Source organism: Pseudoalteromonas sp. XMcav11-Q, assembly GCF_040104525.1.
Taxonomy (GTDB): domain Bacteria; phylum Pseudomonadota; class Gammaproteobacteria; order Enterobacterales; family Alteromonadaceae; genus Pseudoalteromonas.
In genome coordinates this window covers 41,140-65,504 of record NZ_JBECOX010000022.1, presented here as the reverse complement: position 1 = coordinate 65,504, position 24,365 = coordinate 41,140, and the positions used below count along the sequence as shown (strand labels likewise).

Annotated in this window: 22 protein-coding genes and 1 rRNA gene; 15 read left to right on the top strand and 8 right to left on the bottom strand. The window is 45.2% G+C overall.

From position 1 onward, the window contains the following. Positions 1–43 precede the first annotated feature (43 nt). Positions 44–157 (top strand): 5S ribosomal RNA (gene rrf / locus ABMY45_RS22365). A gap of 212 nt (positions 158–369) precedes the next feature. Here the strand turns inward: rrf and ABMY45_RS22360 are convergent. Continuing rightward, complete coding sequence (locus tag ABMY45_RS22360) at positions 370–1,182, bottom strand: helix-turn-helix transcriptional regulator (RefSeq protein ID WP_039491539.1); 813 nt, start codon at positions 1,180–1,182, stop codon at positions 370–372. A gap of 80 nt (positions 1,183–1,262) precedes the next feature. Here ABMY45_RS22360 and ABMY45_RS22355 point away from each other — a divergent pair, with 80 nt between their 5' ends. After that, positions 1,263–2,435: an MFS transporter gene (locus tag ABMY45_RS22355; protein ID WP_206472305.1), complete on the top strand. Its 1,173-nt coding sequence runs from the start codon at positions 1,263–1,265 to the stop codon at positions 2,433–2,435. Positions 2,436–2,469: 34 nt separating this feature from the next. On the opposite strand, the gene ABMY45_RS22350 is transcribed toward ABMY45_RS22355, so the two are convergent. Further along, the gene (locus ABMY45_RS22350; RefSeq protein ID WP_010604302.1) at positions 2,470–3,123 is read right to left on the bottom strand and encodes a S24 family peptidase; all 654 of its coding nucleotides are present in this window, start codon (positions 3,121–3,123) and stop codon (positions 2,470–2,472) included. 282 nt (positions 3,124–3,405) lie between these two features. Between ABMY45_RS22350 and ABMY45_RS22345 the strand changes: the two genes are divergently transcribed. Then, positions 3,406–4,818: a glycosyl hydrolase family 18 protein gene (locus ABMY45_RS22345; RefSeq protein WP_206472307.1), complete on the top strand. Its 1,413-nt coding sequence runs from the start codon at positions 3,406–3,408 to the stop codon at positions 4,816–4,818. 125 nt (positions 4,819–4,943) lie between these two features. On the opposite strand, the gene ABMY45_RS22340 is transcribed toward ABMY45_RS22345, so the two are convergent. Beyond that, a complete protein-coding gene (locus ABMY45_RS22340) occupies positions 4,944–5,144 on the bottom strand; it encodes a hypothetical protein (protein WP_010604304.1) in 201 nt (66 codons plus the stop codon). 115 nt (positions 5,145–5,259) lie between these two features. Further along, positions 5,260–7,293: a glycoside hydrolase family 97 protein gene (locus ABMY45_RS22335; RefSeq protein ID WP_227387658.1), complete on the bottom strand. Its 2,034-nt coding sequence runs from the start codon at positions 7,291–7,293 to the stop codon at positions 5,260–5,262. A gap of 201 nt (positions 7,294–7,494) precedes the next feature. Here ABMY45_RS22335 and ABMY45_RS22330 point away from each other — a divergent pair, with 201 nt between their 5' ends. Further along, positions 7,495–8,142, top strand: a complete 648-nt coding sequence (locus ABMY45_RS22330) for a methylamine utilization protein (RefSeq protein WP_174171025.1) — start codon at positions 7,495–7,497, stop codon at positions 8,140–8,142. Further along, entirely contained in the window at positions 8,123–9,364 is a 1,242-nt protein-coding gene (locus tag ABMY45_RS22325; protein WP_174171026.1) for a hypothetical protein, read from the top strand. The genes ABMY45_RS22330 and ABMY45_RS22325 overlap by 20 nt, the downstream gene beginning before the upstream one ends. A 50-nt stretch (positions 9,365–9,414) precedes the next feature. Here ABMY45_RS22325 and sthA read toward each other — a convergent pair whose 3' ends face one another. Both sthA and ABMY45_RS22315 read right to left on the bottom strand, forming a co-directional pair. Continuing rightward, positions 9,415–10,851, bottom strand: a complete 1,437-nt coding sequence (gene sthA, locus ABMY45_RS22320; RefSeq protein ID WP_102055852.1) for a Si-specific NAD(P)(+) transhydrogenase — start codon at positions 10,849–10,851, stop codon at positions 9,415–9,417. 35 nt (positions 10,852–10,886) lie between these two features. After that, a complete protein-coding gene (locus ABMY45_RS22315) occupies positions 10,887–12,014 on the bottom strand; it encodes a fatty acid desaturase (RefSeq protein WP_010374369.1) in 1,128 nt (375 codons plus the stop codon). 125 nt (positions 12,015–12,139) lie between these two features. On the opposite strand from ABMY45_RS22315, the gene fabR reads away from it, so the two are divergent. The 6 genes from fabR (at position 12,140) to ABMY45_RS22285 (ending at position 18,453) form a co-directional block, all read left to right on the top strand. Next, positions 12,140–12,763, top strand: a complete 624-nt coding sequence (gene fabR, locus ABMY45_RS22310; RefSeq protein WP_010374371.1) for an HTH-type transcriptional repressor FabR — start codon at positions 12,140–12,142, stop codon at positions 12,761–12,763. Between the two features lie 376 nt (positions 12,764–13,139). Next, positions 13,140–14,687, top strand: a complete 1,548-nt coding sequence (gene leuA / locus ABMY45_RS22305; protein WP_227387625.1) for a 2-isopropylmalate synthase — start codon at positions 13,140–13,142, stop codon at positions 14,685–14,687. Continuing rightward, complete coding sequence (leuB, locus tag ABMY45_RS22300; protein ID WP_206472309.1) at positions 14,684–15,760, top strand: 3-isopropylmalate dehydrogenase; 1,077 nt, start codon at positions 14,684–14,686, stop codon at positions 15,758–15,760. The genes leuA and leuB overlap by 4 nt, the downstream gene beginning before the upstream one ends. A 15-nt stretch (positions 15,761–15,775) precedes the next feature. After that, a complete protein-coding gene (gene leuC, locus ABMY45_RS22295) occupies positions 15,776–17,179 on the top strand; it encodes a 3-isopropylmalate dehydratase large subunit (RefSeq protein WP_174171030.1) in 1,404 nt (467 codons plus the stop codon). After that, positions 17,176–17,775, top strand: coding sequence for a 3-isopropylmalate dehydratase small subunit (gene leuD / locus ABMY45_RS22290; RefSeq protein ID WP_010604312.1), 600 nt, complete (start codon positions 17,176–17,178; stop codon positions 17,773–17,775). The genes leuC and leuD overlap by 4 nt, the downstream gene beginning before the upstream one ends. 87 nt (positions 17,776–17,862) lie before the next feature. Continuing rightward, positions 17,863–18,453, top strand: coding sequence for a hypothetical protein (locus tag ABMY45_RS22285; RefSeq protein WP_227387624.1), 591 nt, complete (start codon positions 17,863–17,865; stop codon positions 18,451–18,453). A 51-nt stretch (positions 18,454–18,504) separates the two neighbouring features. On the opposite strand, the gene ABMY45_RS22280 is transcribed toward ABMY45_RS22285, so the two are convergent. Next, positions 18,505–18,879 carry a hypothetical protein gene (locus ABMY45_RS22280; RefSeq protein WP_010604314.1) on the bottom strand — a complete coding sequence of 125 codons (375 nt, stop codon included), beginning with the start codon at positions 18,877–18,879 and terminating at the stop codon, positions 18,505–18,507. A 54-nt stretch (positions 18,880–18,933) separates the two neighbouring features. Here ABMY45_RS22280 and ABMY45_RS22275 point away from each other — a divergent pair, with 54 nt between their 5' ends. Further along, positions 18,934–19,383: a TerB family tellurite resistance protein gene (locus tag ABMY45_RS22275; protein WP_010604315.1), complete on the top strand. Its 450-nt coding sequence runs from the start codon at positions 18,934–18,936 to the stop codon at positions 19,381–19,383. A gap of 9 nt (positions 19,384–19,392) precedes the next feature. On the opposite strand, the gene ABMY45_RS22270 is transcribed toward ABMY45_RS22275, so the two are convergent. After that, positions 19,393–19,905 (bottom strand): sigma-70 family RNA polymerase sigma factor, encoded by a 513-nt coding sequence (locus ABMY45_RS22270; protein WP_010604316.1) that lies wholly within the window; start codon positions 19,903–19,905, stop codon positions 19,393–19,395. Positions 19,906–20,403: 498 nt separating this feature from the next. Between ABMY45_RS22270 and ABMY45_RS22265 the strand changes: the two genes are divergently transcribed. From ABMY45_RS22265 to ABMY45_RS22255, 3 genes are read left to right on the top strand one after another with little or no spacing between them, the layout of a single operon-like run. Beyond that, positions 20,404–21,084 (top strand): DNA-3-methyladenine glycosylase I, encoded by a 681-nt coding sequence (locus tag ABMY45_RS22265; protein WP_174171032.1) that lies wholly within the window; start codon positions 20,404–20,406, stop codon positions 21,082–21,084. A gap of 23 nt (positions 21,085–21,107) precedes the next feature. Then, a complete protein-coding gene (locus tag ABMY45_RS22260) occupies positions 21,108–22,529 on the top strand; it encodes a protein adenylyltransferase SelO family protein (protein WP_227387622.1) in 1,422 nt (473 codons plus the stop codon). Continuing rightward, a complete protein-coding gene (locus ABMY45_RS22255) occupies positions 22,530–24,308 on the top strand; it encodes an ABC transporter ATP-binding protein (RefSeq protein WP_227387621.1) in 1,779 nt (592 codons plus the stop codon). The last annotated feature ends 57 nt before the right edge of the window (positions 24,309–24,365 follow it).

Here is a 24,365-nt window from a genome sequence, read left to right as displayed (position 1 = left end):
AGATTTACATTGATGAAGGAGACTTCATTGATGAACAGAATTTCCTGGTGACTATAGCGTTTTGGACCCACCTGACCCCATGCCGAACTCAGAAGTGAAACAAAACAGCGTCGATGATAGTGTGGATTACCCATGTGAAAGTAGAACATCGCCAGGGCCAAATAAGAGAAACCCGTTGCAGCAATGCGACGGGTTTTTTGCTGTTTGGGGTATAGAGATTTGAGATTTAAAAATCTCGCGAGGTAAACTCGCTCCTACCATAGACTCGCTCCCACCACAGTATAAACATGTATCGTGGGAGACGGTTTACCCGCCGATTTGTGCATTCATAATATTTAGTGGGAAAGTATTTATTGATCTCAAATTATCTTACTTTTTAATGTACTGTCCCGGTGGTTTGCCAAAGACTTTTTTAAACGCATTGCTAAATGCGGCGGTAGATTCAAAACCCAAATATTCAGCTGCTTGTTGCTGAGAGTATCCATCTTTCAACAGCTCAATTGCTTTGATAGCTCTTAATTTCTGGCGCCAATCACTGAAGCCCATCATAAAACATTTGTGGAATAAGCGGTTGAGTGTGCGAGTTGATGCGCCGACTTGATCACTCCAGGCCTCCAAGCTTATTTTGCATCCTGGATTTGTATGTAGCTCGGTCACAATGGGTAAGATCCGAGCATCCTGTGCACTTGGAATAAAAAAGTGGCACGTTGTAGCTGATGTTAATCTATCAATAAAGACCGTAATAAATCGCTCTGTTTTTTCATCTAAGTGGTACTCTTCCTGCCAAGTACAGATCTCCAGTATAAATTGCTTCAGTAGTTCATCTACCGCAATTAGCTTCGCTTTATTCCCTAGCAACTCGGTGTATTTATTGTCGATATAGACACTACGAAAATCTCCACCGTAGCGACAATACGTCTCATGCGGAAGGCCCGGAGGTAGCCACAAAGCTTGGTCGGGAGGGATCACGAAAGTGCCTTCAGGAGTTACAATTGTGATGACTCCATTGCTTGTATATGCAAGCTGCCCCCACTCATGTTGGTGCCGTTGAACATGCTCCCACTCCGCTTTTTTTACCGCTCTTGGCAGGATTGGCCGGCCAAGGGTTGGCTTTAAGAAGCGCTTATATTTGGGCTGAATACGCCAAGGAGAAGTTGTCTGTTTTGATAAAGAACTTGGCATAATTATGTATATCAGAAATTAACGTGTGGCCATATTATAGCCATAACTTTTTAATAGTTGTGCTTTATGTGGAGATAATCATGAAGAATGCTTCTCAAGGATGGCAAAGTCCTTTTAATTTCTTAGTGCTCGCTACCGTAGTTATGGCCGTTACATTCGCAGGCTGGATGGCCATGCTCAATAACTTTGCGATTGAAGCCGCAAACTTCAATGGCGCTAATATGGGAATGTTGCAATCCCTGCGTGAGATCCCCGGGTTTTTAGCGTTTACAGCGGTATTTGTTTTATTGGTGTTAAAGGAGCAAACCTTCGCACTGATCAGCTTGTGTTTGCTGTCGCTTGGCGTCGCCATTACCGGCTTGTTGCCTACTATTTATGGTTTGTATGCAACTACAGTGTTAATGTCGATAGGTTTTCACTATTTCGAGACGCTGAATCAATCTCTCAGTTTACAATGGTTCAATAAAGGTGAGGCACCGGCCAAACTAGGTATCTTGCTCTCTATTAAATCCATCGCTTCTCTGATCACCTATGCGGTAATATGGCTGGGTTTTAGCTACTTCTCCGCAGACTATCAGTGGATGTATCTGCTTATTGGAGGGGTTGGCTTTATCATTGCGCTATTTATGTTTATCGGCTTTCCAACCTTTGAAATGCATACTACGCAGCATAAAAAGCTCATTTTGAGAAAAGAGTACAGCCTATATTACGCCTTGATTTTCTTCTCGGGTGCGAGACGACAAATATTTATGGTGTTTGCGGGTTTCTTAATGGTGGAAAAATTTGGTTTTGATGTTGCACAGATCACCGCGCTTTATATGTTGAATCATTTGATAAACATATTTATCGCCCCCAAAATTGGTCAAATGATTGGGCATATTGGTGAGCGTAAAACACTGACAATCGAATATGTGGGACTCATTTTTGTATTTATTGGTTATGCATTGGTAGAGTCAGCAAGCTTTGCAGCAGCGCTTTATGTCATCGACCATCTGTTTTTTGCGATGGCCATTGCACTCAAAACTTATTTTCAAAAAATTGCTCGGCCAGAAGATATCGCAGCAACAGCTGGGGTTAGCTTTACTATTAACCATATTGCAGCAGTAGTGATCCCAGCAAGCTTTGGCTTAGTATGGTTATACGATCAATCCTTAGTGTTTTACTTTGGTGCTGCACTTGCGGTGTGCTCATTGGTGTTGAGTCAATTTGTGAATACAGCCAATGTGCAGGAAAAGCTGGCTAAATCCGTGTGATGCTCCAGCATCACACGAATAGTGACATTGCAGTTTAGATACTGCGACCACACCAAACAACACGCCCTGCAATGCCGTGACTGTCGGCATTATCAGCGGTGATCTCCCAGCTCGGGTAATCAGGGTTATCACTGATCACTTTGAGCTGAGAGTGCTTTTGTTGCACTCGCTTAGCCATGAGACCCTCTTCTGTTTGAATGATATAAACCGCATCTTTACTGGGTTGATTCTGTGAAAGGTCAACGAGTACCATGTCGCCGTCTAGCAACGTGGGCTGCATACTATCACCACGGATAGAGACAAAGGCGAGCTTCTCTGAATACACGCCAAGATGGGAGTTTAGCCAACGACGGTTGAGTGCAAACTGCTCGGTAACTTCTTCATGACCAATTACACTGCCCATACCTGCACTGGCCTCAATATCAAGTTTAGGTATGAGGGTAAGTTCATCTTTAAGCTGACCTTGTGGTTTATCTAAGGGTTGTTCACCGGTGAGTAACCAGTTTAGATCAACGGCAAATAGGCTATAAAGGTGCTCAAGATATATCATTGAAGGGCGACTTAAGCCGCGACAAATACGGTAAATATGGGAAGGGGATTTACCTGTTAACTGGGCAAATTGGCGCTTATTGCCGCCTGCAAATTGCTCGACTAAGGTTACAAATCGTCTTGAAAATGCCGTACTCATCTCTTAATTATTCTCTTTATAGCGCCTAAACCCGCAAGCATACTGAGCTAAGCCTTATCTGTACAGTCTCGCTGCACTAGTTGGACATTTTATAAACGAGCATAATCACGGATGAATAAATGGCGTAAAGAGGAGAAGTATTTTCTATTTTCATTAGACTAAGGTCGTAGTGAGTTACGTTGTACGAAATTTGTCCATGCTGGTAGGCTAAGAATCGCAAGTTAACATTTATTTAAACTCGGCACGACTTGCTTTAGCCGACATACAACATGGAAAAAGGTAATGAAATATACAAATTTATTAATTGCACTTCCGCTCTTGGGCGCGATGGAAGTTGCACTGGCGGTTGACTGTAGCAACTTAACACAATGGCAATCACAGCAGGTATATACAGGTGGTGATGCTGTCACCTATCAGTCAGCTAAATACACCGCGAAATGGTGGACACAAAACCAAAACCCAGCGCAAAATTCTAATACTTATGATGTCTGGCAAGCAAACGGCAGTTGTGATCCTGTAACGCCATTGCCCCAGGTTTCGGTCACCTCTCCAAGCAGTAACGCACGAGTGTTAGTGGGTTCATCAGTTAGCCTAGCGGCGGCAGTAAGCCATCCGCAAGACACGGCAATCGACAGTGTTGAATTCTATCTCGATGGCACGCTTGTCGCCTCTGACAACAGTGCACCTTATGAGGTGATGTGGCAAGCGCAGGGACTAGGTAATCGCGCATTAACTGTCTATGCAACTGATGTGTCTGGGGCACGAGGAGAATCGAGTGCGGTGAACTTCAGTGTCGTGTCTGACGAGGTTCCTCCTGGCGATCCTAATTTTAAAATTGTCGGCTATTTCCCAAGTTGGCAGGGAGCCGTGAGTGATATTCAGTTGGATAAACTCACCCATATCAATTACTCATTTTTACTACCCAATGCAGATGGCACACTGAGACCGCTTGAAAATTTAAGCAAAATGACAGCGCTAGTAAATTCAGCTCATGCCAACAATGTAAAAGTGGGGATTGCCATTGGTGGCTGGAACGGGGGCGACGACAGTGCATTTGAGACATTCGCTAGTTCACAGCAAGGCAGAGCCCGTTTCGTGCAAGAGGTCATTGCGTTTGTAGAGCAGCATAATCTAGATGGCGTTGATATGGATTGGGAATATCCAGATCCCGGTGCTTCAGCAAATAACTATGCATTACTGATGAAGGAACTAAGCGTTGAGTTACGCGCCAGAGGTAAATTCTTGACGGCAGCTGTGGTGGCGCTTGGCTATACCGGTGGTGGCGTGTTGGAATCTGTATTCCAAGATATCGACTTTTTAAATTTGATGGCGTACGACGCGAACAATACTGATCATGCTTCTATGCAATACGCCAAAGACTCAATAGCTTACTGGCAAGGTCGTGGGCTCAGTAAAGAAAAAACGGTATTAGGCGTACCATTTTATGCAAGACCTACTTGGAAAGCGTATCGCACCTTACTGCAGGAGAACCCTGCCAATGCCTGTCGCGATAGTGATGGTAGCAGCTACTACAATGGTATCCCGACGATCCGCGCAAAAACGCAGTACGCTAAGCTCAATGCCGGTGGCATTATGAATTGGGAGCTATCCCATGACAGTAATGGCCCTGCGTCGCTATTAACAGCGAAATGGGAAGTTGCTAATGGTGTAACACCAAGCTATCAATGTCAGTAAATTATTACTTATAACTCAGCTCGGCGGCGAGTGAGAGCTGGCCGTTGAGCATATAGAGAGTTTGACTGAGAAATAGGCTAACTACATATTTTTATAATATCTAGCCTATATATGGTGGGAAATGATTATAAACAGCGCTCCATCACGCTGCAGGTAACAGCTGGCGAACTTGGACGTTGACACCAGTAATCGTTATTAGTCGTTTCACACATAACGCCGGTTTCTGGTCCTCTACCACCGGCTGCTTGCGGTGTGAGCTTTGCGGCAAGTTGACTTTGTTGATAGTCTAATTGTTTTAGTTTTTTCTTTGCTAGGGTAAGTTTCATATTATTTTCCTTTGAAATAAGAATGTCTTAATAGACTATTTTACCCTACTGTATAGTTTACTAAATGTACAGCCCAAAGCGGTGACTACCCAGCTGCTGGGTAGTCACCTTATGTTTAAAGCGCTTTAAAACGAATAGCAACGCCGCCGCCGGCAGCCAGTTTTAATGTCAGCTTGTCGGCACTTGTTACCTTTTTGCGGTAAATATTCATTTCATACGGGTTTTGTTTCCATTCGGCTTTATTACCGTCCGCGTAGATTTGCGCTTCAAAGGTTTTACCTGACTCAAGGAAATCTAAAGTAATAGGAATTTCTCTCGCTTCCTCATCAGTTACTGCGCCCAAGAACCAATCGTTACCACTATATTGTTTATGCTTGCGCTCCTTTCTGGCAAAGACAACATAGTCACCCACTTCTCCTGCAAGTGCGATACTGTGTTCCCAGTCAGTGGGTACGTCTTTAATAAACTGAAAAGCATCTGGCTTTGCTAAGTAATTTTCTGGCAAATCGGCCGCCATTTGAATTGGACTATAAAGCACAACATAAAGCGCTAATTGTTTGGCGAGGGTGGTTTGTGGGCGGTTGGTTTTATCGCCAAGGCCGTTGAAGCCCATGTCAAAAATACCCGGAGTAAAGTCCATTGGGCCTGCTAACATGCGGGTAAAGGCAAGCATTGGCACATGCTCTGGTGGGTTTGGTGGCGTGCCCCATGCGTTGAACTCTTGCCCTCTTGCCCCTTCTCTCGCAATCCAGTTTGGATAGGTACGACGCAGGCCGGTATCTTTGATTGGTTCATGTGTATTGATACTGATCTTGTGCTTGGCCGCAAGTTTGACGTTGTCTAAGTACTCATTTGCCATAAATTGACCGTCGTGCCATTCGAATCTGGCATTGCCCTTGGCATCAATGCGTTTGATGTTGCCACCATCGGCTACGTAACCGGTTTTAACTTGGCGAACGCCTGCTTTTTCGTAGAGTGCGAAAGCCGCCTCCATTTGATTGCGATAGTTGCTGACGTTACCTGAAGTCTCGTGATGACCAATTAGGCGTGCACCTACTCTTTCTCCGTGCTTGGCTACTTCATCAATATTAAAGTCAGCATAGGCGTCGGTAAAGCTAAAGACATCACCGTTGAAGAACCAGTCGCCATCCCAGCCTATGTTCCAACCTTCAACTAATACTCCATCAAAGCCATTGTCAGCGGCAAAGCTCAAATATTCTTTAGTACGCCTTGTAGTCGCTCCATGCTTCTCGCCGCTGCCCCAGGTATTTTTGTTGATATGCATACCCCACCAAATGCCGATGTATTTACCTGGCTCAACCCAAGATACATCACCGAGCTTATTTGGTTCGTTGAGGTTTAAAATAAGGTGGGAGTTCAACAAGTCGGTGGCTTCATCGCCTATTTGTAGGGTGCGCCAAGGTGTATTGAACTTACCATTGGTTTTGACAGCAACGCCATCTGACCAAGGTGTTAGATCGGCAACAAATGTTCCTGGGCGACGTTGGTTTAAGGTCATGCCCGCATAGTCAATTAGAGCCGCTTCATGGACACTGATATGAACTCCGTCTTGATTCTTTAAGGTAAACGGGGTGTGCACATGTGGGGCATCGTGCAGTGGTGTGGTGTTGTATACATATTCATAGCGATTCCAGCCACGAGCAGGGATCCACCACGCGGTACTTTTATCACTTTGTGCAAAGGCGAATTCGGTCAATTCTCTGGTGATATTAAGCGCTTGATTTTGAGCAACCTCATAGCGAAAGCCGACACCGTCATCAAATACTTTTACACGCACAGTATATTGCGGCGATTTGTCTGCCTGCTTAGCAAAGGTGACAGCAAGCTCATTGTGCTTATCTTGGATCACTCGGGCTTCGCCCCAAGGCTGTTGCCAACTGCTATCGACGCTATTACGCTGATGTGTGGTGATACTTAAGCCATCGCGCATCGATGCAGCTGTTGCGAAATCAAAACCAAGTTTAGACGGTTGAATAATGGTTTTGTTGTTAAAGCTGACTTGGTAGGTCGGCTGGCTATCATCATCACTCAAGGTAAAAGTGATTTTGCCATCTGGCGAACTCACAGCTAAAGATGCGGCAAAGCTCGTAGTCGTAAACAAGCTTAATCCGATCAGGGAAAGTGACATGGGGCGCATAGTTTTTCCTTCTTGTTGTCGGCACGAAAATTCGTGTTCTTTTGCACATAAGCTAAGCTTACTGTTGTATGCTAACGTTCACGTAAAAGTTGCATACGTATTCATGCTGTAAATGCGATGAATGTAATAATTATTCCGCTCGGTCTAGTGTAGACAAGCTAAGAAAAATAATAAGGATAGGTTGAACTGCTTATGCTAAACCTAACAATTTTTGGGCGTATTGCTGTTGTGATGGCAATGCTACAAGCCGGTCTAGTCAATGCCCTTGAAGTGCAAATAGTCGATGCTGATAAACAGCCGCTCGCGAATGCCGCGGTGTGGTTGCAAGGAGATAGCTTTGATAACAAAAGAACGATGCTAGATTATAAAATGGAGCAAAAGGATAAGGCGTTTGTGCCACATATTTTGATGGTGCAAGCTGGCACACAAGTCTCGTTTCCAAATTTAGATCCCATTCTGCACCACGTCTATTCGTTCTCTGCTGCAAAGCCATTCGAGCTTAAGTTGTATCGCGATGACCCGAAACAAGTATTATTTGATCAAACCGGTGTGGTTGAGCTTGGCTGCAATATTCACGATTGGATGTTGGGTTATATCGTGGTTGTAGATAGCCCATTATTTGCGGTAACGGATAGCAGCGGCAAAGTATCAATCGACCTAGGTGCCAAGCAAGCCAGCGCACTTAAGCTGAATGTATGGCATGAAAGATTCGAAAATATAGACAAAATAGAACAGCATCCGCTCTCTGCTGTGAACAACACTCAAGCAATTACCTATCAAATTAAGCAAACACTGGTTGCCCCACTTCAGGATTTCTCCGATGGCTTCGATGATTACTAAGCTAAGCGCCGCTCTGGCATTATTCGCGATAGGGAAAGCAGGTGCCGTTGAGATTTCTGGACAAGGACAACTGCAAACGACTTGGCAGCATGATGATAATCGTAAAGCTTGGTATCAGCCTGGGTGGGGCGTTACGCGTTTTGGGAAAGGGGAGTCAGATATTACGCTTAGCCGTGGCGCTATTGATTGGCGTGTAGATTTTGCCAGCGCTTGGTCTTTGCACGGGGTAACACAGTATGTGCCAGACCCAGGTGACAAGCTCGGCTTTACAGAACTGTATTTGCAGTATCGAACACTGCCTAAAAATGGTCGCCGCTTTATTGTTCGAGCGGGCGGCTTTTATCCGAAGTTTTCTATTGAAAACCCAGATATTGGCTGGTCATCACCCTATACATATCAGTATTCGGCCATCAACGCTTGGATAGGTGAGGAAGTGCGAGTATTTGGAGGTGAAGTCGCGATTGAGCAGCCGCAGACGCGTCGTAGCCGCGGTCAGGGATTCAAAGGTGTGTTTGGTGTTTTTAAGGGGAATGATCCGGCTGGCACTTTACTCGCATGGCGAGGTTTTACCGTGCATGATAGGCAGTCGGTGTTTAACGAAAGTCTCCCCTTTGCCGCGGTAGAGTCGTTGAACACACCGCAGCTACAACATCAAGCACAGCATGTTGAACCGTTTTCGGAAGTAGATGGCCGATTTGGTTATTATCTTGGATATCATCGCGAATTTTCAAACCGCAGTGAGATCAATGTCTATTGGTACGATAATAATGGCGATCCAAGTAAGATCAACTACCGAACTGGGCAGTATGCGTGGGACACTAAATTTATTAGTGCAGCTTGGCGTTACAAGTTAACCCCGCAGACGCATATACTTGCACAAGGCATGCTGGGTAATACCGCCATGGGAGTCAATCGCGGCGTCGATAATGACTTTAATAGTTGGTTTTTGCTACTCACACATCAGCGCGATGAGTGGCGCTTTTCCATGCGGGGGGAGCAGTTCAAAGTCATCGATAAAGATGATTGGCAGTTCGACCCAAACCAAAGTGATGGCCATGCACTGACCGCTACAGTGAAGTATCGAATTAATAGCAATTGGCTGGTGGGCGGTGAGTTTTTGAGGCTGACAACCACAGTTGCAAACCGCGAGGCTTTTAATGGTAAACCTAAGCAAAGCGATAATGTGTGGCGACTCAGCGCGGAGTATCGTTTTAATTTATAACAATAAGCGTGACGCTCAAGGTGTCACGCTTATTCATGCCATACGATGCGCTAATCCAGCAGACGATTAATGCCGTTTAATGCTGCAACGCGATAGGCTTCGGCCATTGTTGGATAGTTAAAGGTAGTATTGATAAAGTACTCGATATTATTACCCGTTCCTTTTTGTTCCATAATGGCTTGGCCGATATGGATGATCTCGGATGCACGTTCACCAAAGCAGTGAATACCTAATATCTCTTTGGTTTCTGCATGGAACAAAATTTTCAAGCTACCGACTTCAGTGCCTGTGATCTGTGCACGAGCCAAATGTTTAAACTGGGCACGGCCCACCTCATAGGGAATGCGCGCAGCGGTGAGTTCTTGCTCTGTTTTACCAACAGAGCTCATTTCTGGAATGGTGTAAATGCCGGTTGGGATATCGGTGATCAAACGATCATCACAGGCACCATGCACAATTGCATTGGCCGCAATACGCCCTTGATCGAACGCCGCACTGGCTAGGCTGGGATAGCCAATCACATCTCCTACTGCGAAAATGTTGTCCACTTCAGTTTGATAGTGTTCGTTGACTTTAAGCTGGCCACGGCTATCAGCCTTTAGGCCTACGCTTGCAAGGTTGAGTGTTTCGGTATTACCGGAGCGGCCATTGGCCCATAAAATACAGTCAGCACGTACTTTCTTGCCAGACTGTAGATGCACAATAACCCCTTTGTCATGGGTCTCTACTTTCGCAAACTCTTCGTTATGGCGAATAACAATACCATTATTCCAAAAATGGTAACTGAGTGCGTCAGAGATCTCGGCATCCATAAAGGCCAATAAGCGGTCGCGGGTGTTGATGAGGTCTACCTTTGCGCCAAGTCCTTTAAAGATTGAGGCATATTCACAGCCTATGACCCCCGCGCCGTATATCAATACGCGCTGAGGATTATGCTCAAGGCTTAAAATAGTGTCGCTGTCGTAGACTCGAGGGTGGTTAAAATCAACGCCTGGTGGGCGGTATGGACGCGAGCCTGTGGCTATTACAATGGTTTTAGCGGTGAGTAGCTCTTGTGAACCATCTTGGTGAATGACTTGTACTGTATGCGCGTCAACAAAGCTGGCATCGCCTTGAAATAAGTGAATGCGGTTACGACCATAAAAGCTAGAACGCAATGTTGACTGTTTTGAGATCACATCACTGGCATGGTGCAAAATATCTTGAAAGGTATGGCGCTGCGGGCGCTCAGTAAAACGGTAAAGTGGATTCGCTTTATACTCAATTAAACGACTGACAGAATGGCGAAGCGCTTTTGAGGGAATGGTGCCCCAGTGAACGCAGCCACCGCCAACCGCATGCTGGCGTTCGATAACCGCGACTTTTTTACCACTTTTAGAGAGGTTCATGGCGGCGCCTTCGCCGCCAGGTCCGGTGCCTATAATAATGGCATCGTATTGATAGGATTGTGGAACAGTTTCGGTTTTTTCTGCAGCTTTTTTGCTCACGGCCTCACCCCTTTAGTTATTGAGGCCGCTGAACATTATGCCGTTTTCAGTAGCCTCGAATTTAGTGCAATCCAAGCTTGTTTTTGGCTTTCCCAAGCTTGTTCTAGCTCTTTATATTGTTGCATCAGTGCGGAATGTTCGCACTGTGCAAGTACTGCCTCTTTCTTCGCTTCGAGTACCTGCTTTTGTACAGTACAGTAGTTTTGAAGCTTTTTAAGAAGTAAATCATACTCTTGTTGTAACAATGTAAGCTTATCTTGCGCCAAAGGCAATTTTGCGAGACTGACTTTAGTCTTATTCAACAAGGTCTCCGCTTTGGCTTTTTCAATGCGCTCAACCGGAGTGCGTTTTAGCTTACTGGCAAGGCCCAGTGCTGCAAAAGTGCGGATCAGCCATTTAGTTGGGTCATAGTGATACCAGCGAATACCATTACGGTAGTCGCTGGCAAAAATATGATGAAAGTTATGGTAGCCTTCACCGTAAGTGAATAGGGCTAGCAAACCATTGTCTCGCGCGGTATTTTTTTCGGTGTAAGGACGACTACCCCAAATGTGTGCCAGTGAATTGATAAAGAAGGTAAAGTGTTGACTGAGTACGAGTCTGAGTACGCCTGCAAGTAACAACATACCAAACACATTTCCGAGTAATAAACCTAGCACTAACGGGATGCCGATATTTGTAAGTAACACCAATTTCATATAGTGCTTGTGTTGCCACATCACGATAGGGTTACGTTGTAAGTCTCTGGCGTTATTATAATCACCGTAAGTCTCGCCTTGATAATCTCTCAGCATCCAACCGATATGGCTATACCAGAAGCCTCGTGTTGCGGCGTACGGATCTTTTACTGGGTCGTCGACTTGGCCGTGGTGTACACGGTGATCGCTACTCCAATGTAATATACTGTTTTGTAACGCGAATGCGCCACCCAACGCAAAAATAACTTGAATCACAGGATGGGCGTCATAGGCTTTATGCGCCCATAAACGGTGATACCCTGCGGTGATCGACAGACCGGCGTAAAACATACAGGCAACAAAAGCTACCCAGTGGCTGGTGGTATAGCCGTATTCAAAGCCATACCAAGGCACCAAAGTGATCGCAGCTAAAAACGATAAGCTAAAGAACAGCACATTGGTCCATAAAATGGGTGGTTTTTTCATCAATTAATCTCAAAATCTAATTTCAGCGTACAACTGTACGCTAAAATAGTATTTCATTCTTGCTGCGTCAAGGTTTAGACTGCGGTTTATTGTTCTTATTTTTCGAAGCGAATTGGGGAAAGTCCATGGCTGGTGTACGCGCCCAACAAAAACAGAAGACCCGTCAAGCGCTTATCGAAGCGGCATTTAATCAACTAAGTGCTGAGCATAGTTTCTCGAATTTAAGCCTGCGTGAAGTCGCACGAGAGGCGGGTATCGCACCTACTTCTTTTTATCGACATTTTAAGGATATGAACGAGCTCGGGCTGACTATGGTAGATGAAGCGGGTTTAACCTTGCGACAATTAATGCGCCAAGCAAGGCGTCGCATCGCTAAAGGTGGTAGCGTGATCAATACTTCTGTGCACACCTTTATGGAATTTATTGAGCAGTCGAGCAACCAATTTCGTTTATTACTGCGTGAACGTTCGGGTACTTCGCCTGCGTTTCGTGCCGCCGTGGCTAGAGAAATCAAACATTTTATCTTAGAGCTTGCTCATTACCTTGAAACAGAAACGGGAGTAGATACTCATCACGCCCACATGCAAGCTGAAGCAATGGTCACCTTAGTATTTAGCTCTGGTGCTGAGGCTTTAGATCAAGATCCCCCACAACGCGCTGAACTGACCGAGCGTTTGAAGTGGCAGTTGCGGTATATCGCAAAAGGTGCCTCTGGTTATGCAAAACATCCAGAACCAATAAAAAAATAGCCTAAATTGGCTATTTTTTTATTGGTAATTAAAATTCAAAATAACCCTGCTCACTTCATATCCTATCTGTGTTCACTTCTGATCTTGAAATATATTTTCTAAAACTGGCGTTATTGTGATTTAAGTTTCCAATAAGTCGAGGTTTGAGCTCTGTTTTTGGGATAATTTATGCTTGATTGTCGCTTTTAAAGCATGTTAAAACATAACCAATTCATCAACAGGAACACTTAGCTCAATGAAAATGACTGCGCGTATTTCACTCTTTCTTAACCTCCTACTGGTAAACCAGAGGGATGGGGTGTAATTGCGCGAATTGAGCGACATTTACTGTAGACACCCCGCACTTGCGGGGTTTTTTTTGGCTGAGGATAAGGGTATGCAAGATAAAGTCTGGATTTTCGATACAACATTAAGGGACGGTGAGCAGGCGTTAAAAGCCAGCTTAACAGAAGAAGATAAAATACAACTGGCGCATACCATTAGTCGTCTCAATGTGGATGTCATGGAAGTGGGTTTTCCAGTATCAAGTCCGGCTGATTTTCGTGCGGTACAACGCATTGCTGCCGAGGTAAAAGGTCCAGCAATTTGTGGCCTTGCGCGTGCGGTTGGTAAAGATATCGACGCGTGTGGCGAAGCCCTTAAAGGTGCTGAGCAGCGTCGCATTCACACTTTTATTGCAACCAGTCCTCTGCACCTAGAACATAAGTTAAGAATGAGTCTAGATGATGCGACTAACATGGCGATTAAGGCCATTTCTCAAGCCAGAAAGTACACTGATGATGTTGAGTTTTCGTGTGAAGATGCCGGCCGTACGCCACACGCTGATCTGTGTCGTATTGTTGAAGCGGCGATTAATGCCGGTGCATCCACGATTAACTTGCCTGATACCGTAGGTTACGTCACACCAGACGAGTATGCAGCGATGATTTACCATATTCGTAATAATGTGCCTAACATCGACAAAGCCAGACTAAGCGTCCATTGTCACAACGATTTAGGACTTGCGGTGGCAAACTCAATCGCGGCGGTACAAGCCGGTGCAAGACAAATCGAATGTACCATCAATGGTATTGGTGAGCGTGCAGGTAACTGCTCACTAGAAGAAGTGGCGATGATCATGAAGATGCGCCAAGACCACCTAAAAGTGCACACCGATATTCGTAGCGAAGAGATTTATCGCGCGTCGCGCCAAGTTGCTAAAATCTGCAATATGCCGGTGCAGCCAAACAAGGCAATTGTGGGTGAAAATGCCTTTGCACATAGCTCGGGTATTCACCAAGACGGCGTCTTAAAAGCACAAAACACCTATGAAATCATGGCACCAGAAACCGTTGGCGTGCCGAGTAATCAGTTAAATATGACTTCACGCTCTGGCCGACATGTTATCGAGCATCGTCTTACCGAGCTTGGCTATCAGAAATCGGATTACGATATGGATAGCCTGTATGAAAGCTTCTTAGCATTAGCCGATCAAAAGGGCACGGTTTACGACTATGACCTTGAAGCGATGATTTATTTCAACCAAATAAAAGATAAAGACGAGCGCTACCAATTACAGTTCGTCAATGCATCTTCTAACTCTCAATCCATCGCGAGCGCGACTGTGGGGATTGCCTTGAATGGTGAGCTTAAGCAAGAAGCAGCAACCGGCAACGGTCCTGTAGAAGCGGCGTTTTTAGCTATCGAGCGTATTACTGGCATGGCGGTGGAAGTGGTGGAATATAACCTTGATGCGACGGGTAAGGGGGCAAGCTCACTGGGCCAAGTCGATATTATTGCCAAGTTTGATGGTAAGCAATATCACGGTGTGGGACTTGCAGCCGACATTGTTGAAGCGTCAGTGAGAGCCATGATCCGAGTATATAACCTAATTGATAGAGCACAAAAAGTGTCTAGCCTAAAACAACAAAGGAAAGCAGGATGAGTCAAACAAACTACAAAATCGCAGTACTAGCTGGAGATGGAATTGGTCCAGAAGTGATGCAAGCCGCTGAGCTGGTATTAGATAAAGTGGCGACTAAGTTCAACTTTGCTTTAGAAAAATCACCACAAGCGATTGGTGGTGCGGCCATAGACCAATTTGGCGAAGCCTTACCCGCGGCGACATTGGCCGCATGTGAAGCCGCTGATGCGATTCTGTTTGGCTCTGTGGGTGGGCCTAAGTGGGAGCACTTACCGCCAAATGAGCAACCAGAACGGGCATCCTTATTACCGCTTAGAAAGCACTTTCAGCTATTTTGTAATCTGCGTCCTGCGCAGCTATTACCCGCATTGAGCGCTGCCTCTCCACTACGCAGCGACATTAGTCAGCAAGGTTTTGATATTTTATGCGTCCGTGAGCTTACTGGCGGGATTTATTTTGGCGAAAAAGGTCGTCAAGGTGAGGGCGAAAGCGAGTCGGCGTTTGATACGCAAACCTATTCGCGCAAAGAAATCGAACGCATCGCCCGTTTTGCTTTTGATGCGGCGAGACTTAGAAGCAATCATGTGACTTCTGTAGACAAAGCCAACGTGTTGGCAACCAGTGTACTGTGGCGTGAAGTAGTCAATGAAGTCGCGAAAGAATACCCAGATGTGGCGCTTGATCATATTTATATCGACAACGCTGCGATGCAGTTGGTAAAGCAACCAAGCCAGTTTGATGTGCTACTGTGCGACAACCTGTTCGGTGACATCCTTTCTGATGAATGTGCAATGATCACGGGTTCCATGGGGTTATTACCATCGGCAAGTCTAAATCAATCGGGCTTTGGCTTATATGAGCCAGCAGGCGGCTCAGCACCAGATATCGCCGGGAAAGGGGTGGCAAACCCAATCGCACAAATTTTAAGTGCCGCGCTGATGCTACGTTATTCATTGGGGCAAGACGAAGCGGCACGCGCAATTGAAAAGGCAGTAGCAGAGGCGGTGAAATATGGTGTAGGTACACCGGATATCTATCCTCAAGCAGGGTTTACTACTATGGATGTCGCGCAAGCGATCGTCGACAGGGTTTAATAAAGGTAAGAGCAAGTGGCAAAAACATTATACGATAAAATTTGGCAATCCCATGTGGTTGCTAAATTAAATGAGCAAACCGATCTCTTGTACATTGACCGTCATCTAGTACACGAAGTCACTTCACCGCAGGCATTTGCGGGATTAAGAGAGCAGAACCGTCCGGTAAGATGTCCAGAAAAAACCTTTGCGACAATGGATCATAATGTCTCGACCAAGAGCCGTTCGATTGATGCTGCCAGTGAGGTGAGCAAAAACCAGCTACAGGCGTTGGCACAAAACTGTGAAGAGTTCGGCATTGTACTTTACGATTTAAATTCGATTAACCAAGGCATAGTGCACGTAATGGGACCTGAGCAAGGGATCACTTTGCCGGGTACAACGATTGTATGTGGCGATAGCCATACCTCAACGCATGGTGCATTTGGTGCGCTGGCTCACGGTATTGGTACATCAGAGGTTGAACATGTGCTGGCCACGCAAACATTACAGCAGAAAAAAGCCAAATCGTTAAAAATTCAAGTGAATGGCGTCTTGCGTCCGACCGTGACTGCAAAAGACTTGATCCTCGCTGTGATTGGGCAATTAGGCACAGCTGGTGGCACTGGCTATGTGGCTGAGTTTTGTGGGACGGGGATCGAAGCGCTGTCGATGGAAGCGCGGATGACGCTGTGTAATATGAGTATTGAAATGGGGGCGAAAGCTGGCTTGATCGCACCTGACGAGAAAACCTTTGCGTATTTACGTGGTCGCCCATTTGCACCTCAAGGCGAAGACTTTGATGCTGCGGTGCACTACTGGAAAACCTTGCATAGCGACCCGGATGCTGAATTTGATCGTGTCGTGGAGCTGGATGCTGACAGTGTACAACCTCAAGTAACGTGGGGGACAAGTCCAGAGCAAGTCATTGGTATTAATGACTTAGTACCGAACCCTGACGATGAACCTAATTTAGTCAAAGCGGATGCGATGCGCAGCGCGTTGAAATATATGGGCCTCACAGCAGGACAAAGGCTAAGCGATGCCAAAGTCGACACCGTATTTATTGGCTCTTGCACCAATAGCCGTATTGAAGATTTGCGTGCGGCGGCACAACTGGTGGTGGGTAAGCACGTAGCGGCAGGCGTTGAAGCGCTAATCGTCCCAGGATCTGGATTAGTAAAGCAGCAAGCCGAACAAGAGGGCTTAGCCGATATTTTCAAAGCTGCGGGATTTGAGTGGCGAGAACCGGGCTGCTCTATGTGCTTGGCGATGAACGATGATCGGCTTGGCGCAGAAAAACGCTGTGCATCGACCTCAAACCGTAACTTTGAAGGGCGTCAAGGGCGAGGCGGTCGTACGCATTTGGTGAGTCCAGCAATGGCTGCCGCAGCGGCAATTGCAGGTCACTTTACTGATATTCGAGGAGAGGCGTCATGAGCGTGTTTCATCAGGGCCTAGTTGCGCCATTAGACAAAAACAATGTTGATACAGACCAAATTATTCCCAAGCAGTTTTTAACTTCAACCAGCCGCGACGGGTTTGATAAAGCGCTGTTTTATGATTGGCGCTATCTTGACGATGGCCAGCCAGATCCGAATTTTGTACTTAACTATCGACAATATCGGGGCGCGTCAATCTTGTTAACGCGTGACAACTTTGGTTGTGGCTCGTCTCGTGAGCATGCTCCTTGGGCACTAAAACAATATGGTTTTACCGTGATCCTAGCCGAGAGCTTTGCCGATATCTTTTTTAACAATTGTGGTAATAACCAAATGCTTTGCATTGCGTTACCAGCCAGCACGTTAGATACGCTCTTCGATGCATGTGAGCAACAATCACAAGTGCATTTGAGTATTGACCTAGAAGCGCAGCAGATAAGCGGAGCGGGTATTGCACCAATTGACTTTGAGGTGCGAGAAGACATCAAAGCACGCCTCTTGAGTGGCCTTGACTTTATCGGTGAGACCGAATTATTAAATGCCCAAATTGATGCCTTTGAGCAGCAGCTTGCTACGACAAGACCTTGGCAATAATAGCTGTTTACTCAATTTGGTCGAATAATTTTGCCACAAAGCCAGAAGCTGATTAAGCTCTGGCTTTATTTGTTTTAGGTGTCTCCAATGAAAAAATTAACTTTAGCGCTACTCGCAACCTTGAGCTGCGCAGCCTTCGCGCGTCCTGCCCCGCTGGTTTCCATCCCAAGCCATGATGCATTTTTTGACGCTATTAAAGCGCATTGTGGTAAAGCCTACGAAGGTAAAGTAACGATGGATAATCAAGGTCCAAGCAGCTTTAGCGATGCGCGTCTTGTGATGCACGTTCGTAAATGTGGCGACGCTGAGCTTCAAGTCCCATTTCATGTAGGAAAAGATGCTTCAAGAACTTGGATCATCACCAAAACAGGGAGTGGTTTGAGCTTAAAGCACGATCACCGCCATGAAGATGGCAGTGACGATGTTTCTACTATGTATGGGGGTCATACCCTAGATGCGGGATTTAATACCGTGCAGTCGTTCCCTGCTGATGAATACTCAAAACAGTTATTTGTCCAACAAGGGATCCCACAATCAATTGGAAATACATGGCAGATGTATATCTATCCAGAGCAGTTTACCTATCGTTTAGTGCGTGAAGGGCGAGAGTTCCGAGTGGACTTTGATTTAACAAAACCAGTAACCGCACCAGCAGCACCTTGGGGGTATGAAAACTAAACCCAGAGCGGGTTACAGAAAAAGATTTATAGCGCTAACAAAAATGTGTGGCTATTTGGCCACACACTTTACGTCTACTGTTAAGTCATTCTGGTAAGGTCTTGGCTCTAATGGCATCTTATCAAAGCCTTGGACGCCACCGAGTAATGTCAATTGTGGGTTACTACCTTGGCATAAGCGTTTGGCATGGCGCAGCAAAAAAACGCTTTGTTGCCTAAAATGCGCATAACTATCTGGCTTAATTGCCAGTCGAAAGTGGTCATCGTTATACGTGGTTTGCTCATAATGTACTTTATGGTCAAAGTCATAAAGTTTTTCAGGTTCGCCTCTTGGAACCGGTGTGTATTGGCACGCTGAGAGCAATGTTACGCTTACAATTAGGGAACTTAGCTTTAATGAATTTAGTCTCAATGATAACTTACGCATAACCATCCTTTTAGTCTGCTACATTACTAGTATATCACATGGGAGTTTAGTCACTTGCTTAACCAACTTAAAAAACTATTTCAAAGCTTGCAGGAGTCGTCACCGAGACAAGAAATCGACTTTAATACCGCGCTTGCTGCATTACTGGTCGAAGTGATGCGAGCGGACGGCAAACTACAACAGTCGGAATTCGATAAAATTGCGGAGTTACTCAAAACACGTTGTGAATTGCCTGAACCACAAGTCAGTGCACTGATAACACAAGCGCAGCAATTGGTGGAACAGGCAGTAGATATGTATTCTTTTGCCAAGCAAGTGAACAATCACACCAGCGACATTGAGCGCATCGAGGTCATTGAGCTGTTGTGGCACGTTGCTTATGCTGATGGTGAGTTAGACAGTCATGAAGACCATATAATTCGGAAAATAGCCGGGCTGTTTTATGTTGCCCACCCTGATTTCATTGCTGCGAAGCTACGAGTACAACAATCAGCTAGTGTATAATCCTCTATTCTAGTGAGCTAAAAACTCCTTTTGGCAGCTGTGTACAGCCTCTTTTATCATAAAGTTAACCAAGGTTGGTGAGATTTTATAAAGCTTCGCAATTTCTTTTTGTTTGAATCGACCAGTACGATAAAAGCTAATGATATTTTGATGGCGAGTTGACAGTTTTTGGATTGTTGAGTCCATGCGTCTATCCAGTTGTGCCGACTCGACTTTGTTTTCGATATCTGAATCTGTGTCTGACATGTACTCTACATGCGTTGCCTCAAGGGCAACTAAGCTTTCTCGACTTTGCTTTCTAAGCATATCGATTGCAATATTCCTAGCCACTTGGAAGCAGAAACTCGTTGTGTTATTGATTTGCGCATTTTGTGTATGTGACATGCTGCTAAGACGGATAAAAGTGTCCTGTAACGCATCTTCGGCAAGATAGGGGCATTTTAAGATACTGTTGAGATACGCGAGTACCTTCCCTTTGTTGTCTGAAATAACGTTAGCCCACTTGATAGCAAACTTGGACACAGATCACACTCCTATGTTAATTATATTTTACCATTGCAAATGAAAACACTTATCATTTGCTGTGCGATCTTATTTTCTGTTATGGGTTCATGTCAAGTTAAATTAATACTTTTACGCAATTTTTTGCACCATATATTAACATTCTATTGTCATTACAATTACTGAGAAAGTTGCTAGCAGATTACGGTCAACATGGGCTTTATCTCTACAAGGTGAGCTTGGTGCTCTCTAACAATGGAAGTGTTTAAGTTAACAAAATGAAAACTAACTGTATGGCTGTTCGTTAGGGAGCGGTAATCACAATGTGCTTTGTTGGGTGCTTGGAAAAAAGAGTCGGCTTTGAGCTGCTCTTAATATTGATGGTGTTGGTATGATGTTAAAGGGATATCTGTCTTGTATAAGAGCAACCTGAGCAATCTACTTTTATTAAAATTAACTCACACCGAAAAGTCAGATAAGTTACCCTGTATTTGATAACAATCAAACTCGGTCATGAGCATGAAAGTATTCGAAAAAATTTATCATAGAGCTGCCGAGCGCAAAGGCTCTGAGGCGGCGCTAAAAGCTAAGCTTAACCAACCATTGAGTGCCGAATCACTATTGGCATTAAGTGATGATCAATGGCTAGAAGAATTTACTCGCAAGATTTTCCAGAGCGGGTTTTATTGGGCGGTGGTTGATAATAAGTGGGATGGCTTTAGAGAAGTATTTTGGCAATTCTCAATTGAGAAGTTGCTTATGATGTCACCTGAAATGTATGAGCAACGTAGTCAGGATGAACGGATCATTCGTAATGCTAAAAAGGTAAAAAGTATCGCTGACAATTGCCATATGATTTTTGCAGTGCAACAACAGTATGGTCGCTTTAGTGATTTCGTCGCACACTGGCCTGAAGACAATATCGTAGGTCTGTGGCTGTACTTGAAAAAGCATGGTTCGAGACTCGGTGGGAATACCGGGCCTTACGCACTTCGTGTGTTAGGTAAAGATACGTTTTTACTGAGTAAAGACGTCGAAACGGTGCTACGTGCCGAGAAGATCATAGACGGAGGCTTACAAAGTCAGAAGTCACTGCAATCGGCGCAGCAGTTTTTCAATGAAATGCGTCAATATAGCGGGCTTAGCTTACAAGAGTTAAGCCAAATTGTGTCAATGAGTGTTGGTGATAATATTCGCTAGGCGCTAAAAATAGAGATGATCGCATGGTATTTTTTCAGCCCTATCAGGGTTCTGCTCTGCTCTTTAAGGAGCAACCAGCAAGATTTAATCAGCCCACATTACTACTATCTAATACGCCGTTGCTAGTTAAGCTTGAGCTAAAGGAATACGACACCACAGCGCTTGCTGAGCTGTTAAGTGGTCAGCGCCCTTTAGGTTATATTGAACCTACGAGCTTAGCCTACAGTGGTCATCAGTTTGGGCAATTTAACCCGTTACTTGGTGATGGCCGAGCGCATTTAATTGGCGGGGTGAAGCTCGATGACGGACGTCAATACGACCTGCACTTGAAAGGCTCTGGAGCGACGCGATTTTCTCGCGGTGGTGATGGCTTTTGTGCGCTAGGACCTGCGGTACGTGAGTTTATAATGAGCCAAGCTATGGTTGGCTTGGGGGTTCCAACTACGGAATGCCTAGCTGTTGTAACCACTGGACACCATGTTTATCGTCAAGGTGAAGTACCTGGCGCAGTTGTATGTCGTGTGGCAAAAAGTCATATCCGCATCGGTACCTTGCAATATCTGGCTACACAGCAAGATAAAGATGAGCTATGGAGCCTACTTAACTTGCTGGGCGAGCAATTATTTGAGGGATTTAAAGTTGAGACCGAACAGGATGTACTCGAATTGTTTCGTGAAGTGTGTGAGCAGTTGGTGGACTTAGTTGTCGAGTGGATGCGGGTTGGCTTTATTCATGGCGTGATGAATACCGACAATATTTTGCTCAGTGGCGAAACGATAGACTTCGGCCCTTGTGCAATGATGGAAAAGTTTGATTTTAACGCCGTGTTTAGCTCTATCGACCGCCAAGGCCGCTATGCGTTTGGTAATCAGCCAAACATCATGAATTGGAACTGTGCGCGACTTGCCGAGGCCTTATTGGTGTTATGGCAGGATGAGCAAGCGGGAATTGAAGCATTTAGTCAAATTTTAGCGGAGTTTTCTGAATCGTTTAATCGCAAGTACAAAGATATGTGGGCGGCTAAGCTTGGTATTGATGAATGGAGCGACGCAGACGACATTCTACTTAGTGACTTACTCAAGTTGATGACGGAGCACGAACTAGACTTTACCAATACCTTTGCGGCACTAACTAATAGCTTGCTTGGTCATCCAAACAAAGCTTTATCCGTGCCAACGGAGTTGGAGAGCTGGCAGCGACAATGGGCGCAAAGGCGTGCTCTCGATGACGTTGCGGCTAACTTGATGAGCCAAGCTAACCCGATACTTATCCCCCGTAATGCGTTGGTGGAGGCTGAGATTGCGCTGTTTAATCGCCAAGGCATGAGCAAAACGCTAGAGGATTGGCTAACTGCGTTGACGTCGCCCTATGATTACAAAGACTATCCTGAATCGTGGATCAGCGCGTCTACACCGGCCCACTATCAAACTTTTTGTGGAACCTAAATGGCAGAACAGCAGCTTTCTTGGCAAGAAATTAAACGTAAAGTCCTTGAGCACAAACGGCCGCTTATGAAGGCACATATCATCGCCTTGTTTGCCGCGTTGGTGAGTGTCCCTATCCCTTTGATGATGCCGTTGCTGGTCGATGAAGTCTTACTAGACACACCAAGTAGAGCAGTCGCTTGGATGAACTCGGTATTGCCCGAGCAATGGCATGGCCCCAGTGGCTATATCGTGGTTATTTTGTTGGCTGTAATAACCATGCGCTTGGCCAGCTTGGTGCTAGGGGTGATGCAGTCACGCCAGTTTACTATTATTGGCAAGGACATTAGTTATCAAATCCGTGAGCGCTTACTTACGCATTTACCTAAAGTTCAACTTAAGGAGTACGAAAGCCAAGGTGGTGCAGCAATTAGCTCTCGCTGTATTACCGATGTGGAAACCTTGGATAAATTTATCAGCCAAACCTTGTCACGCTTTTTAATCGGTTTACTCACAATCATTGGCACTGCGGCGATTTTGCTTTGGATTGATTGGATGTTGGGACTGGTGATCCTGTTGCTCAATCCAGCGGTCATCTATTTTTCTCGGCAGTTTGGCAAACATGTTAAAGAGCTGAAAAAGGAAGAGAATGCTGCATTTGAGGCACTACAAACCTCACTAGTCGAGACGCTAGATGCTATTTCTCAACTAAAAGCCGTTCGTCGAGAGGGTAACTACTTTGCACAAGTTAAAGTAGCTGCCAAAGATCTCAAACATTACGCGGTGCAGTCACAATGGAAAACGGATGCGGTTAACCGCTTAAGTTTTACCGTGTTTTTGGTGGGGTTCGAGTTTTTCCGTGCTGTCGCTATGTTTATGGTGGTGTTTTCTGATTTAACGGTCGGCCAGATATTTGCGGTATTTGGTTACCTTTGGTTCATGATGGGGCCTGTGCAGGAAATTCTTGGTATTCAATATGCGTACTATGGTGCCTCGGCGGCACTTAGTAGGTTAAATCAGGTTTTTAATTTTGCGACAGAAGCACAATATCCCGCTACGAAAACCGTCTTTGATTCATCTCAGGTTGATATCAAATTTGCCAATATAGACTTCGCTTACGTTGCAGAGCAACCCGTGCTCAAGCAGGTGTCTTTGCATATTCCAGCAGGGAAGAAAGTAGCGTTAGTAGCGGTGTCTGGAGGTGGTAAATCTACTTTGGTGCAATTGCTTTTGGGATTGTATGAAAAGCAAAGTGGCGAGATTCATATAAATGACACGCCAGTAGAGCAAATTGGTTACGAAGCAGTGCGAGATAATATAGTGACCGTATTGCAGCAGCCGATACTCTTTAATACCAGCATCCGTGAAAATCTAGCAATGGGACGAGAGGTATCTGACCAAGTGCTGTGGCAGGCACTCCGAGTTGCAGAGCTAGCTGATACCGTACTTGCTCTGGCTGACAAATTAGATGCGCAAGTTGGTCGCAATGGGATTAAATTGTCCGGAGGACAGAAGCAAAGGTTAGCCATTGCTAGAATGGTTGTTGCCGATCCTAAAGTGGTGGTGCTGGATGAAGCAACCTCGGCACTTGATATTGAGACTGAGGCAAAAATTCATCGCAATTTGCAAGCGTTTTTGGCTGATAGAACGACTTTGATTATTGCACATCGACTGAGCGCAATAAAACAAGCCGACTTAATTTATGTTTTAGATGATGGTGAAGTGTCCCAGTATGGAGAACATAAGGATTTGTTAAAGGAACAAGGTCTGTATCAAATCCTATTTGGTCATCAAAATTAATTCATAAATAGCAAAAATTCCTTATGTAACGTTAAGTAAACATTAATGGACGAGCTA

Coding starts and splice junctions, on each gene's coding strand:
- ABMY45_RS22340 (WP_010604304.1), bottom strand. CDS start 5,144: ATGAAACTTACCCTAGCAAAGAAAAAACTAAAACAATTAGACTATCAA.
- ABMY45_RS22285 (WP_227387624.1), top strand. CDS start 17,863: ATGAAAAAATTAACTTTAGCGCTACTCGCAACCTTGAGCTGCGCAGCC.
- fabR (WP_010374371.1), top strand. CDS start 12,140: ATGGCTGGTGTACGCGCCCAACAAAAACAGAAGACCCGTCAAGCGCTT.
- ABMY45_RS22350 (WP_010604302.1), bottom strand. CDS start 3,123: ATGAGTACGGCATTTTCAAGACGATTTGTAACCTTAGTCGAGCAATTT.
- ABMY45_RS22265 (WP_174171032.1), top strand. CDS start 20,404: ATGAAAGTATTCGAAAAAATTTATCATAGAGCTGCCGAGCGCAAAGGC.
- ABMY45_RS22315 (WP_010374369.1), bottom strand. CDS start 12,014: ATGAAAAAACCACCCATTTTATGGACCAATGTGCTGTTCTTTAGCTTA.
- leuB (WP_206472309.1), top strand. CDS start 14,684: ATGAGTCAAACAAACTACAAAATCGCAGTACTAGCTGGAGATGGAATT.
- ABMY45_RS22255 (WP_227387621.1), top strand. CDS start 22,530: ATGGCAGAACAGCAGCTTTCTTGGCAAGAAATTAAACGTAAAGTCCTT.
- ABMY45_RS22335 (WP_227387658.1), bottom strand. CDS start 7,293: ATGTCACTTTCCCTGATCGGATTAAGCTTGTTTACGACTACGAGCTTT.
- ABMY45_RS22260 (WP_227387622.1), top strand. CDS start 21,108: ATGGTATTTTTTCAGCCCTATCAGGGTTCTGCTCTGCTCTTTAAGGAG.
- ABMY45_RS22360 (WP_039491539.1), bottom strand. CDS start 1,182: ATGCCAAGTTCTTTATCAAAACAGACAACTTCTCCTTGGCGTATTCAG.
- ABMY45_RS22355 (WP_206472305.1), top strand. CDS start 1,263: ATGAAGAATGCTTCTCAAGGATGGCAAAGTCCTTTTAATTTCTTAGTG.
- ABMY45_RS22330 (WP_174171025.1), top strand. CDS start 7,495: ATGCTAAACCTAACAATTTTTGGGCGTATTGCTGTTGTGATGGCAATG.
- leuA (WP_227387625.1), top strand. CDS start 13,140: ATGCAAGATAAAGTCTGGATTTTCGATACAACATTAAGGGACGGTGAG.
- ABMY45_RS22280 (WP_010604314.1), bottom strand. CDS start 18,879: ATGCGTAAGTTATCATTGAGACTAAATTCATTAAAGCTAAGTTCCCTA.
- ABMY45_RS22345 (WP_206472307.1), top strand. CDS start 3,406: ATGAAATATACAAATTTATTAATTGCACTTCCGCTCTTGGGCGCGATG.
- leuD (WP_010604312.1), top strand. CDS start 17,176: ATGAGCGTGTTTCATCAGGGCCTAGTTGCGCCATTAGACAAAAACAAT.
- ABMY45_RS22325 (WP_174171026.1), top strand. CDS start 8,123: ATGGCTTCGATGATTACTAAGCTAAGCGCCGCTCTGGCATTATTCGCG.